The following is a 15,787-nucleotide window of genomic DNA, read 5'->3' on the forward strand; positions in this document are numbered from 1 at the left end:
CATATATGTAGTCCTAATTCTGCAAGGTCCACTGACCACTCTCAAAATTAGCCGGTACATTCGTGCATTGTGCGAGTCCGCTTTGATTCTCCAGGTTCAGATAAGTATTCTGCCACTCGTTTCTCAGACGGGTATAACCATTGTAACTTTCCAAAGCCCAGTAACTGCTGTAAAAAGTATTGGGTACATTAGAACTCTCCACATAACTATACAGGTGCTCAATATTCAGATAATTGCCGGTAGCCGCATTTTTAAAGCGGATATGGCCATTTACTGTCTCCTGTATCCAACGGTACTGATTACCCGTATTGCTGGTATTATACCTTACCTGTCCGTTCTGTTCATACAGATAAGTGTTTAGCCATCTGTTTTTGATCAGCACGCCTGTAGCAGGTGGATTATCCGGGTTATTACCTCCACCGATGCTGTTCAGCAGATTTTCCGCATTACCCACCTGTAGATTCGCGAGATAAGAGAATACCTGATTCAGCTGCTGCTGCACACTACCATTACCTGCATATTGCTTTCTGTACTGATACAGGCGGTAGATCACTTCCAGTTCATGCTGGCCATAAGGCACGCCCAATTTCTGCTGCATAACAGTCAGGAAAGAGTAACCAAATTCATCTGTAGGTTCAATGATGGTACCTTCTCCATAGTCATTCCATGTAGCAAACTGAATGATCTTCACACTGGAAGCCAGTGCCTTATCCAGCATGGTAGAGAAGGTAGAAGTCCCGTTGTGTGCAATCTGCCACGTAGGGCCATCGGCGCCACCCGCCTGATAGAAAGATTTAAAGCCGGGATATACCACACCGATAGACAGCGGGAAGCTGGCCGCCTGTGTATAGTAACGGTCTACTACACCCGGGTGCTCCTGATAAATCCATGGGAATTCACCACCGGCATTGTTGGTGCCTACTTCATTGGTAAAGCCAAACAAAGGAATGATCTTCGGCCGCGGATTAATCCCATTCAGCATCGTATTCCATTCTGAAGGCTGGTGAAAGGTAATAGGACCGAAATTCAATACAACAGGTTCATTGTTGCTGTTACGCAGATAGTTCCCCTGATTGAAATAGTTATTCTGCATGTAGACAAAATCGCCATTGGCATTCGCAGCCATACCCGGATCCCAGTTTCTGTCTTCGTGTACAATAGAGAATTGTAGTCCGACAGCATTCAGTTTACTGATCAGTGCATTGGAATTCGCCAGATTATCCGGATAATCATAACGTTGTCTGGTACCCGGCCAGTCAATGAACACACCATCCGCACCGGCATACTTCATCAGTAACAGCTGGTACTCGATGATATCCGGATCAGCAGAAGCATAAGGTCCCGTCTTAGGATAGAAATAAGCGGCGATCTGTCTTTTACCATTAACGATGATGTCCGGGTTCTGGTTGTTCATTTTCCAGTGATAGCCCCAGGCGCCTCTGGATGCAGGTGTTTCAAACCACGGCATCCAATGAATAAAGATCTTTTTGCTGGTCGTTTTGGTGACTGGTACAGCGGCTTTCAGATCAGCTTTCAGACGTGGAGTGGCAGGTTCGTGTGCAGATTTGTTACACGCGAACAACATAAGGGCACACAAGGCCCATAACAGAGTTCTCATTTGAGGGAAATTTGATGAATAAATAAATGGTTCTTTTGAGAATTGTAACGATATGGCTTTTCCGCGGCGAAAATACTTATCAGGTGTCAACCGCGGTAAGAGTATACAAAAAATATAGAAGAAAAAAGAAGAGAAGAAGGCTGAAAATGTTAATAGTCAGCCTTTTAAAAACAAATCAACTGAAGGAAATATAGGCTCAATCCATTACGAATCAGGAATTACAGGAATCCCAAAGAGCTGCCACTCGGGATATGTGTTGCCTTTATAGCAGGGAATTTTGCAGTCAGCCATTTCGCCATAAACTCCGATCCCGGTTCTTCGCTGACGATATGTCCTAATACGACCAGCGACAATTGTTTACCTGCGGCACGTGCATCGCGTACGTACTCTGCCGTTTCCCATTCTGCAATCTCGCCGCATACCAGTACGTCAGGTTGTGTATCGATCATGTTTTGTATCTGTCTTCTGCCACCTGCTGCTCCCGGCATCAGTAATACCCGTTTACAGGACTGCGAAAGATCGCCGATATATCTTACGGCTTCGATATTCAGTTTCTTTTTCAGATCAGCAATCAACGCTTTTAATGTCATAACAGGAGCAAGATTGTAGATCAGGTGATTACTCTCTTCAAATTTCTCCCAGCCTAATTGTTCCTGCAATCCCTTTCTCACACCATCCGGACGGATACTATGTACATAGTCATGGTTACGCCAGACAACGATATTGTGTTGTTGCAGCAGCTCAGCCTTGTAACGGTATACATCATCTTTCTGCAGCCAGTCTGTTTCATCCGCATGATTATAAAAAGCGGGTTCATGTGAAATGATAAAGTTGGCGTGTAAAGCAATGGCTTTTTTAGTCACTTCCACTGTCGGAAACATCGTCGTCACAATACCGGTCACCACTACATCACGGTTGCCTGACTTTAAAGTATCTACTGTATTGGGAAATGGTCCGCCGGGTACTTCTTTGATAAAAGCATCCATGATCTGTCCGACAGTGATCTTTTCCTGTACCGGCAGAAATCCTGCTGCCATTGCAGTCAGCGGAGATGATAATACGATTGCCGAACCTGCGGCTGTTATCTGGGTAAGGAATGTACGTCTGTTGATGGAGGTGTTGTTGTCACGTGGCATATTGGAAATATTAACTTGTTAAATATAGGGCTTTCTCAAAAAATCAGGAATTAGCTGATAACTTCCTTTAAAAATAAAATCGCCGGTATCAAAAATATGATACCGGCGATTTTTAAATCATTCATTGAATGCTTCATTGCTTTAGTACTTCAGCGACAATACTCTCAATCCGACATCTCTTCCTGTCTGCGCACCAACTTCGCTATCAAACTGGTAATGTATTCCACCATAGATTCTCGAGATGGAAGCTTCATCAACCATTTGCTGGAAATTGCCAAAAGAGCGGGGCGCAAATCCTTCCGCTACTTTCTGATTATCGGTGAAGGAATATGTGTTACCAAAGTATCCTGCCAGTACGGTACCAGCGGCCCCTGTGAAGGAAGCGTGACCGGACGTATAAGACGGGAATGGAGGTGTGCCGATCAATGAGCCCCAGCCAGCATTGATATGACGCTGGATGTAAGTGATCGGGCGCAACAGGTTGTATCTGTACTTGTATTTCCAGCACACAATACCTGCATCGTTTACGCTGATACCGGCCTGCGCAAAGAGTTTGGCACTCTCTGTAAGATTCAGACCTTCATCAGTCACTAATTGGGCTGTAATCGCCAATAAATGCCCCGGAGGTGTAAAGGTACCGCCACCATCTGCCCAATAAAGTGCAATGGTATTTTCTTCAGGCGTCAGTGTATTGACTTTGTTGTACACATAATGAGCCGCCTTGTAAAAAGCAGATGCGGTGTCGGTAGAAAAAACGGGATGACTGACCGGCGCTGTTTCAGGATAACGCGGTTTTACCAACAAACGGTTATTACCCCAATAAGGCAGCAATGCGCGCTGGAAAGCAGGTGGCGTAGGTACCCAGAATGCCGGACCCACCGGTGGCACATAATCGGTCGGGAAACCATTCTGATAACCATCTTTACCGCCATCGGTGGCAGACCATGCATAAATAGCAGCTGAGACCTGCTTACCAAAGTTCACCGAACGGCTGATTTCATCCTGATCACAGCCACCTGAAAGCCGCACGAGGTTAAGGCTATCCTCTGCTTTGATAACAGCGGCATTGGCAGCACTGACATTCGGATACAAACGGATAATGATGTCAGCCATGGCACTGTTGGCAGCAATTTCCCAATTGTACTTTTTCCCTCTTTCAGGGCGGGGCACATTGTACAAACCATTGAGTTGTCCGCTGAGCGGATGACCATAACGATCACTCCATACAACTGCTTCATGCAGGACAATACCCGTATAGGCAAGTGCTCTGGCGGCTACCGGTGGTGTAAAACCGGGCGTTTCCTTAATCAGTTTAAATTCCAGCTGGTACCAGGAAACAGGAATGGAAGCATCCGCCTGTCTTCTTGCTGACAGGTCAGTAGCGGCGATAGTGTTTTCAGGGGCGGGTGCCTGTTCTTCTTTGTTACACGCAGCAATAACAAAGGAAAGAAAGAGGAAAATGCACCACGAACGTACAGAATAAATGGTCATATTTTGGGGGTTTAAGAGGTTCAAATTTACAGCACTATGAGAGAAATGGGGTAGCAGTCAGGTGTAGATAAAGCAAACAAAATCACCTCTTTTTTGTAGCATTCCATAGAAAAAATCCGTATCTTGGTTGTATTGTTTTTTTACTGTATAGAAGTGTACCCCACAACCCCTTTATTTCACCAAATACCCCATTCCAACATTATGGAAGCACTCAAACTTATCAGGATCAATAGTACAGGTCCACTGGTAGAAAGCTGGCAGTTTTTTCTTATCGGACAACATCTTTACCTTGGCGAAGCCGATGGTGTATTTTCCCGTGAAGTACAACAGGCGACCATCACATTTCAGCAAAAACACAACCTGCAGCCCGATGGTATCGTAGGCAACAAAACTTATGGTGTTGCCATGCAGCTGGGGTTCGATGGCATACTGGATGACAGGGACGATAAATCAGGTCCTGATTTTCCAAAACCTCCGGCCTTTAAACCATTGGTATCAAATGATGAAAGAGCTGCTATATTCGGCCGCTTTTCTTTTGTATCAGACCCCGTACCCGGTAATCCTGAAAACATCCGTATCACCGACAACTGGGCCAGTGAGAATATCAAAATGGTATCAATCCCACAATTGATTAACATCAAAGGCTCTGACAGGGTACAGTTTCACCGCAAAGCAGAAGGACAGCTGATCAGCCTGTGGAAGGACTGGGAAGACGCAGGCCTGTTACCACTGGTACTCACCTGGGCCGGATCGTTTGTACCAAGATTTATCAGAGGCAGCAGAAAAACACTCAGCAATCACTCATTCGGTTCTGCGTTTGATATCAATGTCGCCTGGAACCCACTTGGCGCTGTTCCCGCACTCGCAGGACAGAAAGGATCTGTCCGCGAACTGGTACAGATCGCCAATAAAAACGGTTTCTACTGGGGCGGACATTTCACCCGCAAAGACGGTATGCACTTTGAAGTAGCGCAGATCAAATAGCATATTTATATGAAAAGAGGGCCTTCCTGACGTCAGGAAGGCCCTCTTTTCATATAAATATACGGTAACCGTCATTTTGGGAACCAGGCCGGGAAACGCCTTAAAACGCCTTGTTACTCACGATCAATGAGTACTGTAACCAATCAGCAGTCAATTAATTTACCTTAGCAATACTCAGCCCCGCTTTATCCTTCTTTATACTATACTCATCCTTCGTTAGTGCTACGTTTTTCTCGTAGCATTAACGAAGGATGAGTATAGTCTGACAAGTATTTTGTCCTCAAATGAGGGTAAATCTTTCCGTAAATGATAAGGCCATATTCTTCCGGCTGACGAACTTACACATAGTAGCATAATATCACCCCGGATCCCTCAAGCCAAAGACCCGAAGTATGGATCGCCCGTTAATCATTAAGCACTATGCATATGGAATACAACCGGCTCGCTGATGTCAAGCGCCTACAGTTTATTATCCACACCCTGAAACAACATCTCCCCGAAGGCGCTACTGTATTAGACGTAGGCTGCGGCAACGGTATCATTGCCAGAGGACTTGGAGAAGAAGGCTTCCAGGTATACGGCATCGATGTGAGTCACAAGGCGATAGAAAAAGCCCGTTCATTGACCCATATGCCCCATGTTGCATTTGATGTCATCAGTGCAGAAGCATTGGTGGCTGATGGTAATCGCTATCATGCCGTCATCTGCAGCGAAGTACTGGAGCACCTGAATCATCCGGAAAAACTGCTGGATGTACTGTACCAGTCACTGACCGATGATGGTGTATTAATCGTTACAGTACCTAACGGCATGGGTCCCAGAGAAGTACTCGTTACAAACCCGTTATCGCCCTGCAACAAAAAGACAACTGGTTATGGAAATGTCTGTTGAAACTCAAAGCAATAATGGGATATAAAGGCACAACTGTCCAATCAGATGCCGACGACCTCACACATGTGCAGTTTTTCAGCAAACAATCACTGGAACATCTGGCCGGGGAAACACGGTTTAAAATTGTGCGTTTCGGCAAAACGAATTTTATTGATGATGTTTTTCCATTTTCTTTTTTCACAAAAAAGATCAGAATTCTTCAAAAATGGGACGGCGCTCTTGCCGAAGTACTTCCATATCAATTAACTGGAAGTTTTGTAACAGTATGGGAGAAAAATCTGCCCGCCCGACAAGCAGTCTTAATCGCAGAAAAAAGCTGATCCAGCTGGCATTTTGAGCTGCATTCTCATGGTTTTTATGTAAGTTTGTATTACCTATACCCGTAATATAATCTATGAAGACCTTCAGTGTACTATTCAACATGCTGAAAACCATTTCCGTATCCTTATTGATCATGCTACCATTTACGGCGAGGTCACAATCGATGCCGATTTATTTACAGAATCCATCATTCGAAGGACAACCAACAATGAATGGTATACCAGCCCCCTGGTATCAACGATCTGTAAACCTGATTGCATACACATTGCCGCTTGGCTCGAACAATGAGATCGCACCTTCTGATGGTAAGACATATGCTGCTTTGCTTGCAGCATCGGAGAATAATACATCTGCCGGCCATGCTGTATGGACTTCTATCGGACAACAACTATCCCAACCCATCGAAGCAGGCAAAGCCTATCTCATATCTTTTGATATGGCACTGATGCCTGAAGATGACAAGAGTGATCAGACAGCCGCCACCTCTACCGCCTTAGCGATACTTGGTGCAAGCTCTGAACAGGAGATAGGAGAACGTATCTGGTACTCAGGTGTTTACTACGATAGAAAATGGGGAAGAATCACAGCTGTACTGAAACCAAAAAAGACATACGCACACCTTCGCTTTGAACCTTACGTAACTGATTATGATGATACCTGTTATGTTGTAACATTCCTTGATAATATCTCCATGATCGAAGAAACACTCAACTTTGACACCTACGCAGAAAACACCTGTTATGGACATAGTCAGGGAAAGGTATCAGTGGAGATGCATACTATGGATAAAGACAACTACGTATTTCGCTGGATGCCGGGAGGTTATACCACACAGGAAGTGTCTCAGCTACCAGCAGGCAAATACACTGTCACAGTTACCAATACCACAAAAGGCAATTCCAGATCAGAAACCGTAGAGGTCAGACAATGGGATATCAATATCAATCCGATCGTAACGCCGATCAGTTGTAATGGAGAATCGGATGCAGCCATCAATGCAAATGCAAGCGGCAGTAAAGCGCCTTATAAATATGCTTTGATCAACCAGTTTCCCGAACAGGATTCACCAGTATTCAGTAACCTGCGCGCCAACTACTATACACTACAGGTAACAGACAGTATGGGCTGTAATAAAATGCAGAGCATCAATATTCCGAATCCACTGGAATTACAGATAAAAGATGCGGCTACCAGATCTCTTTCCTGTAGCAGCGTAAGAGACGGTCAGATCATTATCAACGTGAGTGGTGGTACAACGCCTTATCATTATAGTATCTCAGACACAGCTACGCAAACGGAAAACCGTTTCCGTCACCTCGATGCCGGCAGTTATCACTATAAAGTAGCTGACGATCACAATTGTACAGTAGAAGGTAATGTGACTGTCGAAAGAGGATTGAATGACTGTGCTATATATATGCCTTCTGCTTTCAGTCCGAATGGAGATGGTAAAAACGATCTGTTTAAAGCCCGTTTACAGGATGACGTTACCGACTTCCGCATGAGCATCTTCGGCAGATGGGGACAGCTGGTATATGAAAGCAGTAATCCGGAAGCCGGCTGGGATGGTAAATTGCGCGGCGCAGATCTCCCATCTGGTACTTATATCTGGAGTGTTACCTATACAGATAGTAAGAAGCAACCGATGAAACAACAAGGTACCGTAACAATGTTTAAATAAAAGATCAGGGCTGATATTCCGTCAGCCCCTGATTACATACTACCCTCCAACCGGAGGTGTTTTAACGCCCGTCTGTCAATAAAGCCCCTTAATAAAAAGATATTCCTTTTCTTCCCTGATACGCACCTTTGTAATAGCTGCATCTTTTCTTAACAGCAATGTTCTTGAATACATAAACACAAGTTGGCGCGCAATAACAGCCAGCAATAAAATGCTTGCGATCGTAAATACTGTAGTTGTCATCATTACTATTTTTAATCATTTTACAGATAGTATATACTCTGCCAGCTCCTGCAGATCATCTGCTGAGAGCCTGTCACCAAAAGCCGGCATATGCGGATAATCAGGACGTTTCTTACCGGGATTACGGATCCAGTCTTTCAGCTTATCTGCCTGTCCTTTATAGATCTCCACCATCTCCAGCATTGGCGGTCCGACGAGCTTCGTATCTTTCTGATGACAGGCACTGCAATGCATTTTAAATAACGCAGCACCCTTCGCAACTGCTCCCAATGACGTATCTATTTCAGGTGCAGGATCTGTCTCTTGCGAATTGGCGCGGGCTTCAGCGGATAATCGTTTAAACTCCTCCGTTTTCGCTGCCATTAATTGCTGATGTGGTGCAAGCGCATTCGCCCTGTAGATCTGCCGGCCGCTTCCCATAAACAATACCGTGAGACTCAAAGCCAGTACAACTTTTCCGAAATGCCGGTCTATTTTTTCTTCCGGACCATTAATCGCTTTCCAGATCCAGATCATTGCGGGGATAGCTATTGCTGCACCGGCCAATATCACCGCTACCAGATTCCATCCAAGACCTTTTGCCGGTAAAGTAAATAAGACTATTGGTCCGATCAGAAACTGTGCCCCGGAAGCCGCCAATGTCAATGAATACGCTTTCTTTTGATGGTGTACCGGGTAAGGTGTGTATAATAAGACTCAAACGGATAGTTTTTCCGGCCCGTATACCAGAAGATAAATAATCCGGTGACGCCCAATGATGCGCAGATAAAATGTAAATACCGGGGAAATACATTGGGCAGTACAAGAGCACTCAGGAAGCCTCTCACAGTACCCCATTTCTCCGGAAAAAGCATCAGGTTGATATTAACCAGAAAGATTAACGGGATAAAAAGAAAAACCAGCACCGCAGCAGCAATAATAGCGATATGTAATGCCTTGTTACCGGCTAATTTTTCCCAGCTGTACTTATGCAGATAAGTCAGTAGAAAGGCGATTGTCACCAATGGAATAACCGAAATCCACATCAATCCCGTAAGGGCATTCGCAGAATAAAAATAGACGCTGTAAAGTGTATTGATGCTCAACAAAGGTGCGACACCCAATACGACCGCAAGGCTTTTATTTACTGTAATTGTCTTCGCTGTTTCATAAGCAAACCTGTCATAATCCTTATCTTTTAAGCCTTTGATCTCTGCCCATAATGTCAGTAAAGATCCTCCCAGCATCAGGTTTACAAAAACGATATGCGCAAGAAAAGAGATGACCAGTATAGTGACCAGCAGCCATTCCGGCAACGGCAGATCCAAAGGAATATCTTTAGGCACAGGTGTTGTTGCCAATACTATGTTTAACATACTAAGTTCAATTTGAAATAATACTATTTTAAGCAATCAGTTAGCGGATGCAGTGTCTTTTACCGCTATCTCCCGGTTATTTTCCTGTTGCTGTTTTTCTAATAAAAGTCTGGCAGCAGCAACATCATTCATACTGTTTACAGTAACGCCTTCTGTCTGGGCGCCTTCCAATACTTCTCCCGTTTGTTGCACATATTTTATATAGGCAACCAATGCATGTAACTCATCCCGGTTACCGGGAAAGGGAGGCATGTAAGTCCGGGCATTATGCATATTGGGAATATAACCTGCCATGGAATTTTCATCCAGCGGTTTACCAATGCCATACATCCGCTCAAAAACATATACAATAGAATTCACGCCCTGCGTAGTATGACAACGGCTGCAAGACAGCATGAATACATTTCTTCCCGCAGCTATCTTATTCTCTGCCGTTACCGTTGGCGTGCTGGTATAGGTCGCATATTTTAGTATGCCGTCTCTTTTGTACAGTGGATAATCTTCCTCTTTTAAAAGGTTACTGTACATATATCCACCAATGACATAGGGTTTTCTGATAAACTCTCTTACACGTTCAAATATGCCCAGAAATCCAAAAACGATCAGGCAACAGAACAGTGCCAAAGGAAATTTCACCAAAGACGATTTAATCAGCCCTGTAACGGATAGCAGTACTACAAGCAATATCGAGCCGCCCATCACATAGCGGAGCAGATCATAGTATTGTGAGAAATCAATCGTCCCTACTGCTGTACTCATATTTGCCGTCATTGCAGAAGGCATTACGCCATAATAGTAAATGGCGCCGGCAAGAGATAAGGGCGCCCAGCAAAGTATCCAGACAGACGCAGATCGGATGGCATTCTTTCTGAGTGTTGTATCATGCTGTGTAAACAACGTGATCAACATCAATCCGAATACACCACCAACTACCATGGCCGTAGGCGTTCGGAAAAGTAACTGTGGAATATAAATCGGATTGGTAAATCCGTTCAGCAGACTATGATGTGTATTCCAGTTTCCCGGATCCATCATAAACCCTAAAATAGATACAATAATGGCCATTGTGATCCATGAGAATATTGACAGAAACCAGCCGAACCGGATATGACGCAACTTTGAGGTGAGTGATCTGTTAGCATTCTCCCAGCTTAAAAAATAAATCATTATCAATACGACCTCTGTTACAAACACCATCCACTCGACAAACCATGCCCAGTAAAATACGCGTATCAGACTGCCTATTGAAGCAGGACTTACCAAGGCTACCGAAAACCAGATACCTACCCCTGTCATCGCTCCTAATGTCGTGGTAATGATAAATCCCACCTTCATCATTTTCCACGCCATCTTATCCCATGACAAATCTGTAATCTCCATGGACGGACTGTTCTTCACACCTTTTTGTTCCAGCCATGTAACAAGTGGTATAAATCCAACAGCCAGTCCATGATTAATAATTACATGTATGATAGCAATCATTGCTATCAGAAAACGATCGTTCAACCAGTCAAGGTGAAATAATGGAAAATCCATGCTATATTGACTTTTAGACCACAAAGGTCGTAATAAGCCAGAGCAGGTTTGTTATGATGAAACGGACAACTCTTACAACTTTTGATACTGTTCATTTTGCGAATCAATCCTGATATTTATATTTTCAACACTCGTCTTTCCATTCATCATTATTCTGAGAAAGAAAAAGATCAACAGCACTGCGAAAAGAAATAATGCGATACGATTAACGAAATGAATATATCCGATGAGCGGAGCTTTATGTTCAATATTTTTCATGTTTGCTTAGTTTGGTTCTGCGAAAATTTTCCGGCGTCACACCGGTTTCCTTTTTATAAAATGTATTAAAGTAGGAAGCACTCTCAAATCCGAGCTCATACGCGATCTCCGCCACTGACAACTGTGTATGGTGTAATAGACGCTGTGCTTCTTTGATAGTCCGTGCTCTTATGAGATTTCCACTGGTCGTATGACAGTACTCATGACAAAGCTTATTCAGATAATTAGTGGTGATATGCAATTGCTCAGAGTAGAAAGACGGATTCCTATGAAGCGTAAAGTGTTGTTCTACCAGTTGCTCAAAGCGGATCATCTTTGCATGTTTGATACTTTTCTCTTCCTTACCGGATACACGATAAAAACTACGATCCAGCTGATGTAATAAAATGTTGAGGAAAGACCGTAACAGATCTTCGCTGCTTTCCATCTCTGCGGTAAACTCTTCAATGACCTGATGAAGGAAATAATTCCATGTGCCGGCCTTTTCAGTACTCACCCTGAACACAGCGAGCGCACGTTGTACAAGGAACTGAAAGCGGTACAGTACATTATTGTTATATCGCAATGAGAAAAAGCTGTCATTGAAACAAACAACGTATCCGGAAGCCTGACTGATCATCCGCATACTGAATACGGCATTCGGTCTGACACAAATCACCTTTGGTCCATCCGCTAAGATCCTCTCATTATCGATAGTCAGCTCTCCTGCCGCCTTCCAGATATATATAAGCATATAGTAGGAAGGTCTGTGCAGATACTCCATAAACGGATAATCTTCCAGTACTGAAGAGAGTGACCCTATCCAGAAATCACTGATATGTGAATTAAAAACGCTGAGAGGGTAAACTGCAATAGTTTCCCTTTTCATAAGATGGCTAAATACTGATGATTGAATAAATGACTTTTTAACCGAAGCCGCTGGCAACAGTTTTACAAACCCGTTTGCATGACAGCAAAGAGATCAACGGATAGATGGAAATCAGCCAATAGGAGGCCGGAGAATGGATCCCGGGATACCCGTCAATAGCGCAGTATCAGTCACAGGAAAATAGCATGGTTTTTCTACAATGGGGCAAAGGAACAATTCAATGGCAATATCGTTCATACAGAGTGTCACAACAGAAGGCTTCAATTCTACCTCTTTCTTTTCCCTTTCCTGTTCTTTATTGAGTTGTTTTTGCAGAAAACAGGCTCCCCTGCAAATGGGTATAAGATCAAATCTGTTAATACAAAGATTCTTCGCAATAAAATTCCGCTGCCAGTGAAATAAGCCTATCAGCCAGACGTTTGCCGTTGTCTGGACAAACAGTGATAAAATGAGCAATATGACAGCTGGCTTTCTCAAGGTCGCCTATATACTTTCGTTTAACAATTGTGCAATATCTTTTATTAATCTTTTCGTTTCCAGACTGTCGGTGCCGTCATACACGCCTCTGATATGTTTATGTTTGTCCACCAGCAGTAAGCCTCCGCTATGCGTAAAACCACCGGAGCAGTACTATCAGGATAGGCAGTCGCATAATAAGATGCTGCCAGTTTATAAATAGTGTCAGCCGGCGCTGTAACAAAATGCCATTTGGAAGTGCGGACACCGATGGAAGTAGCGTACTGCTTCAGCCGGGGAATCGTGTCATATTCAGGATCTATCGTATGCGAGAGCAATGCGACACGATCGTCTTTTTCAAATGTATGGTAGACTTTCAACATTTCCTTCGTCATTTTCGGACAAATCGTCGGACAGGAAAGAAACATAAAATCGGATACATATATACGATCGGCAAAGCTATCCGCTGTTACAGGCATACTATCCTGATCAGTCAGATGAAATACGGGAATTGAAGGATAACCGTGTCCGTTTTACCCGTAAGCGGGTCTTTGCTCAGCGTCCGTTCACCAAGGACCGGCAATTTCTCCGGCCGGTTGTTGCAGGCCGACCATCCTATTGCTGCCAGACAAACAACTATACATATCAATAGCTCCTTTCTCTTCATCTTCATGTTATTCAGTTAGCACCTCATTTTTATCGGGGACAACTATTCCGGACTTCAGCGGATATAGATTTCCTTTTATTTTTTGTAAAACTACCACTTATTCTTTCAAATGAAAGAGCGCGATCCTCATTCTGAGGCTGAATTCATTTAGCTATTCCGGAAGAATATTCAGAAAAACGTGACTGCACTCTTTTTTGTGCATATTCCGGCGCATGCTCGTTCACAATGCAATGCGTGTAGCAAATTATAGCAGCGCTTATCAGATAAATATCTGATAAGCTGCATGAAAATATTTCCTGCCAGATCTGTCCCGGTTGCAGTTAAATAACGTAACTTAATCACAGTTAATCATTTAACCTGTATGCAACTGGTAGTATTCGCAGCTCTCCACTTTGAGCTAGATGCTTGTCCGGCGGACGACAAGCCCCAAAATACGGCCCCTTTACAATTATTACTGGAACTGATACGTACAAAACAGGTAGCCGTAGTGCCCGCATCCACATATGAAAATACGGACGGTACAACACCACCTGTAACGATCAGTCCGTCCATGATGCGTTATCTCGATCATGTCACGGAACCTATACAAGGCGCCAGTTACCCGGATATGCCTTACAGCATGTTGGCATCGAACTGCTGACAGAATATCAGGAAAAGCAGGTATCTGCCTTAAGTGCGGAAACGGCATTGGACACGACCATGATGCTGATCAGAAATGAGGTGATGTTATATCCCAATTTCATGTACACAGCCTGCGCTCACTTGCCAAAAAACATTTTATCAGCGAAAAATCATTGAGCAGAACCTTTGTAAAGACCTTTGGTATCAAGATCAGTGATTTCATTCTGGAACAGGTCATGCAGCGTGCAAAATATCTGTTGGAGAATACAGATATGACTGTTGCGGATATTGCGGAGGAGTTAGGTTATAGTAACGATTACAACTTCTCCAGAACGTTTAAAAATATGTATAGTGTGTATCCGGCTATGTTCCGCAGGAAAACGCCGTTATGATAGTGTAGTCAGGTATAATAGATTTTATAAACTGAACATCTCATAAATGCCTGTCTGGTAACAGGGTTGTACCAGAGGTATTTAAAATATCCTGCTTCAGAAGAACCTTTTTTGTAACATACCATCTTAGGCAGCAATTCCGGCTTCCACCAGTCAGGTGTGTACATACCTGACAGCCCAACATCCTCCTTGCTCTCATTCAATTGCAGTCCCTCCTTTTCAACAATGGTATTGATCAATGGTTTGTCACATGTAAAGGTCATCAATACGGTATAGTCAATGCCCATAAAATCGCCATAGGTATATAAATGCTTCACATCACTGCCACACTGAGACCAAAAGATTCCTGAAACCGTTTCTTATTATTTTCGGTATCCGGCTGATCAGCATCATACGCAGGAACAACGTTATCGATACCATTTTTTATTCCTCTTTTGCCTGATTTAATTTGTATTTCGCGAAAGCTTCGTCTGACTTATACCCTCTTTGGAGATTGTCTTCACCTGAGTGATCCCCTCCGCAACTGTCTCTTTGACTCATGATAAGCTTTTGTCTTTTCTCCCTTATTCTTCCGCAGGAAAAAACATCACCAAAACAGCAATAATAACAAACGGGCAGCCGGGTAATTTCTCATATAAACACAATTTACCTTTTCTTCCTGCAAAAACTGACTCAGCTGTTTTCCAAACTGATATCCTTTGTCACAATTTGTAAAATATACCATACCCGTACTGTGGCTGCATATAAAAGACACAGCCTGACTGAAGTCGCCGTTATTACCTCCATGCACATAGCGGTTGCCTGTCTTGTCTTCTGGATACCGATACCCAATCCCCCGCACCGGTTCCTTCATTGGCGTTAAACTCGTGTTTCCGGGGCACGCTGACCTGCTTCTTCAATAGCTCATTATAGCTCTCAGCAGTCAGGACCTTGTGCTGCATCATACCAGTCAGAAAAGCGGCATAACTAATAGCCTCTGTATGTAATTTACCAGCGGAGCCAAATGTGGAAGAATCCTCATCCGGAAAGAAACCGGCCATTTCTTCATGGATACTTTTCCCCCTTTATGACCAGACACTTTGTGCGTTTTCAGAAAGTCATTCCACGAGAACCACGCATGTTCCATTCCCAAAGGAGCTGCTATCTGCACCTGAAAAGAGAATCGAGGTTCTCAGGGTAAGACCGTGTATGTGTGCATTACTTCGCCAGATAATGATATCCTCTCTGAATAGCCAAAAGTACCCGGATTCGCTTTGATGTACATATCCC

At 43.8% G+C, this 15,787-nt stretch carries 19 protein-coding genes; 6 read left to right on the top strand and 13 right to left on the bottom strand.

The window, feature by feature from the left end:
* Positions 1–13: 13 nt before the first annotated feature.
* From FEF09_RS24400 to FEF09_RS24410, 3 genes are all read right to left on the bottom strand, one after another.
* On the bottom strand, positions 14–1,618 hold the full coding sequence (locus FEF09_RS24400; protein ID WP_146307553.1) for a glycoside hydrolase family 71/99-like protein: 1,605 nt from the start codon (positions 1,616–1,618) through the stop codon (positions 14–16).
* A 218-nt stretch (positions 1,619–1,836) separates the two neighbouring features.
* Positions 1,837–2,754: a Nif3-like dinuclear metal center hexameric protein gene (locus FEF09_RS24405; RefSeq protein ID WP_146307554.1), complete on the bottom strand. Its 918-nt coding sequence runs from the start codon at positions 2,752–2,754 to the stop codon at positions 1,837–1,839.
* Positions 2,755–2,895: 141 nt separating this feature from the next.
* Positions 2,896–4,245 carry a vanadium-dependent haloperoxidase gene (locus tag FEF09_RS24410; protein WP_146307555.1) on the bottom strand — a complete coding sequence of 450 codons (1,350 nt, stop codon included), beginning with the start codon at positions 4,243–4,245 and terminating at the stop codon, positions 2,896–2,898.
* 201 nt (positions 4,246–4,446) lie between these two features.
* On the opposite strand from FEF09_RS24410, the gene FEF09_RS24415 reads away from it, so the two are divergent.
* From FEF09_RS24415 to FEF09_RS24430, 4 genes are all read left to right on the top strand, one after another.
* Complete coding sequence (locus FEF09_RS24415; RefSeq protein WP_146307556.1) at positions 4,447–5,229, top strand: M15 family metallopeptidase; 783 nt, start codon at positions 4,447–4,449, stop codon at positions 5,227–5,229.
* A 426-nt stretch (positions 5,230–5,655) separates the two neighbouring features.
* The gene (locus FEF09_RS24420) at positions 5,656–6,120 is read left to right on the top strand and encodes a class I SAM-dependent methyltransferase (protein ID WP_186774500.1); all 465 of its coding nucleotides are present in this window, start codon (positions 5,656–5,658) and stop codon (positions 6,118–6,120) included.
* A gap of 14 nt (positions 6,121–6,134) precedes the next feature.
* Positions 6,135–6,440, top strand: a complete 306-nt coding sequence (locus FEF09_RS24425) for a hypothetical protein (protein ID WP_146307558.1) — start codon at positions 6,135–6,137, stop codon at positions 6,438–6,440.
* Between the two features lie 74 nt (positions 6,441–6,514).
* Positions 6,515–8,122, top strand: coding sequence for a gliding motility-associated C-terminal domain-containing protein (locus tag FEF09_RS24430; RefSeq protein WP_146307559.1), 1,608 nt, complete (start codon positions 6,515–6,517; stop codon positions 8,120–8,122).
* 75 nt (positions 8,123–8,197) lie between these two features.
* Here the strand turns inward: FEF09_RS24430 and FEF09_RS30935 are convergent, their stop codons facing one another.
* The 8 genes from FEF09_RS30935 to FEF09_RS31865 form a co-directional block, all read right to left on the bottom strand.
* Positions 8,198–8,368 carry a hypothetical protein gene (locus FEF09_RS30935; protein WP_186774501.1) on the bottom strand — a complete coding sequence of 57 codons (171 nt, stop codon included), beginning with the start codon at positions 8,366–8,368 and terminating at the stop codon, positions 8,198–8,200.
* Between the two features lie 12 nt (positions 8,369–8,380).
* Positions 8,381–9,004, bottom strand: coding sequence for a c-type cytochrome (locus FEF09_RS31850; RefSeq protein ID WP_222597113.1), 624 nt, complete (start codon positions 9,002–9,004; stop codon positions 8,381–8,383).
* Positions 9,005–9,006: 2 nt separating this feature from the next.
* Positions 9,007–9,720, bottom strand: a complete 714-nt coding sequence (locus FEF09_RS31855; protein ID WP_222597114.1) for a hypothetical protein — start codon at positions 9,718–9,720, stop codon at positions 9,007–9,009.
* A 36-nt stretch (positions 9,721–9,756) separates the two neighbouring features.
* Positions 9,757–11,256 carry a c-type cytochrome gene (locus FEF09_RS24440; protein WP_146307560.1) on the bottom strand — a complete coding sequence of 500 codons (1,500 nt, stop codon included), beginning with the start codon at positions 11,254–11,256 and terminating at the stop codon, positions 9,757–9,759.
* 244 nt (positions 11,257–11,500) lie between these two features.
* Positions 11,501–12,382, bottom strand: a complete 882-nt coding sequence (locus FEF09_RS24445; protein WP_146307561.1) for a helix-turn-helix domain-containing protein — start codon at positions 12,380–12,382, stop codon at positions 11,501–11,503.
* Between the two features lie 111 nt (positions 12,383–12,493).
* Entirely contained in the window at positions 12,494–12,859 is a 366-nt protein-coding gene (locus FEF09_RS24450; protein WP_146307562.1) for a hypothetical protein, read from the bottom strand.
* Between the two features lie 44 nt (positions 12,860–12,903).
* Positions 12,904–13,317 (bottom strand): SCO family protein, encoded by a 414-nt coding sequence (locus FEF09_RS31860; protein WP_222597115.1) that lies wholly within the window; start codon positions 13,315–13,317, stop codon positions 12,904–12,906.
* 14 nt (positions 13,318–13,331) lie between these two features.
* Complete coding sequence (locus FEF09_RS31865) at positions 13,332–13,511, bottom strand: hypothetical protein (protein ID WP_222597116.1); 180 nt, start codon at positions 13,509–13,511, stop codon at positions 13,332–13,334.
* A gap of 355 nt (positions 13,512–13,866) precedes the next feature.
* Here FEF09_RS31865 and FEF09_RS24460 point away from each other — a divergent pair, with 355 nt between their 5' ends.
* A complete protein-coding gene (locus tag FEF09_RS24460; protein WP_146307563.1) occupies positions 13,867–14,145 on the top strand; it encodes a hypothetical protein in 279 nt (92 codons plus the stop codon).
* Positions 14,146–14,257: 112 nt separating this feature from the next.
* A complete protein-coding gene (locus tag FEF09_RS24465; protein ID WP_261387721.1) occupies positions 14,258–14,518 on the top strand; it encodes a helix-turn-helix domain-containing protein in 261 nt (86 codons plus the stop codon).
* A gap of 8 nt (positions 14,519–14,526) precedes the next feature.
* Here the strand turns inward: FEF09_RS24465 and FEF09_RS24470 are convergent, their stop codons facing one another.
* Together FEF09_RS24470 and FEF09_RS24475 are read right to left on the bottom strand one after the other, a co-directional pair.
* Positions 14,527–14,835 carry a hypothetical protein gene (locus FEF09_RS24470; RefSeq protein WP_146307565.1) on the bottom strand — a complete coding sequence of 103 codons (309 nt, stop codon included), beginning with the start codon at positions 14,833–14,835 and terminating at the stop codon, positions 14,527–14,529.
* Positions 14,836–15,294: 459 nt separating this feature from the next.
* A complete protein-coding gene (locus FEF09_RS24475; protein WP_146307566.1) occupies positions 15,295–15,558 on the bottom strand; it encodes a hypothetical protein in 264 nt (87 codons plus the stop codon).
* Positions 15,559–15,787: the final 229 nt, after the last annotated feature.

The organism is Chitinophaga pinensis (genome assembly GCF_007896845.1).
Taxonomy (GTDB): Bacteria; Bacteroidota; Bacteroidia; order Chitinophagales; family Chitinophagaceae; genus Chitinophaga; species Chitinophaga pinensis_C.

Excerpts from the sequence above, each read along its gene's own strand:
- FEF09_RS24400 (WP_146307553.1), bottom strand. The coding sequence starts at position 1,618 with ATGAGAACTCTGTTATGGGCCTTGTGTGCCCTTATGTTGTTCGCGTGT.
- FEF09_RS24405 (WP_146307554.1), bottom strand. The coding sequence starts at position 2,754 with ATGCCACGTGACAACAACACCTCCATCAACAGACGTACATTCCTTACC.
- FEF09_RS24410 (WP_146307555.1), bottom strand. The coding sequence starts at position 4,245 with ATGACCATTTATTCTGTACGTTCGTGGTGCATTTTCCTCTTTCTTTCC.
- FEF09_RS24415 (WP_146307556.1), top strand. The coding sequence starts at position 4,447 with ATGGAAGCACTCAAACTTATCAGGATCAATAGTACAGGTCCACTGGTA.
- FEF09_RS24420 (WP_186774500.1), top strand. The coding sequence starts at position 5,656 with ATGGAATACAACCGGCTCGCTGATGTCAAGCGCCTACAGTTTATTATC.
- FEF09_RS24425 (WP_146307558.1), top strand. The coding sequence starts at position 6,135 with ATGGGATATAAAGGCACAACTGTCCAATCAGATGCCGACGACCTCACA.
- FEF09_RS24430 (WP_146307559.1), top strand. The coding sequence starts at position 6,515 with ATGAAGACCTTCAGTGTACTATTCAACATGCTGAAAACCATTTCCGTA.
- FEF09_RS30935 (WP_186774501.1), bottom strand. The coding sequence starts at position 8,368 with ATGATGACAACTACAGTATTTACGATCGCAAGCATTTTATTGCTGGCT.
- FEF09_RS31855 (WP_222597114.1), bottom strand. The coding sequence starts at position 9,720 with ATGTTAAACATAGTATTGGCAACAACACCTGTGCCTAAAGATATTCCT.
- FEF09_RS24440 (WP_146307560.1), bottom strand. The coding sequence starts at position 11,256 with ATGGATTTTCCATTATTTCACCTTGACTGGTTGAACGATCGTTTTCTG.
- FEF09_RS24445 (WP_146307561.1), bottom strand. The coding sequence starts at position 12,382 with ATGAAAAGGGAAACTATTGCAGTTTACCCTCTCAGCGTTTTTAATTCA.
- FEF09_RS31860 (WP_222597115.1), bottom strand. The coding sequence starts at position 13,317 with ATGCCTGTAACAGCGGATAGCTTTGCCGATCGTATATATGTATCCGAT.
- FEF09_RS31865 (WP_222597116.1), bottom strand. The coding sequence starts at position 13,511 with ATGAAGATGAAGAGAAAGGAGCTATTGATATGTATAGTTGTTTGTCTG.
- FEF09_RS24460 (WP_146307563.1), top strand. The coding sequence starts at position 13,867 with ATGCAACTGGTAGTATTCGCAGCTCTCCACTTTGAGCTAGATGCTTGT.
- FEF09_RS24475 (WP_146307566.1), bottom strand. The coding sequence starts at position 15,558 with ATGGCCGGTTTCTTTCCGGATGAGGATTCTTCCACATTTGGCTCCGCT.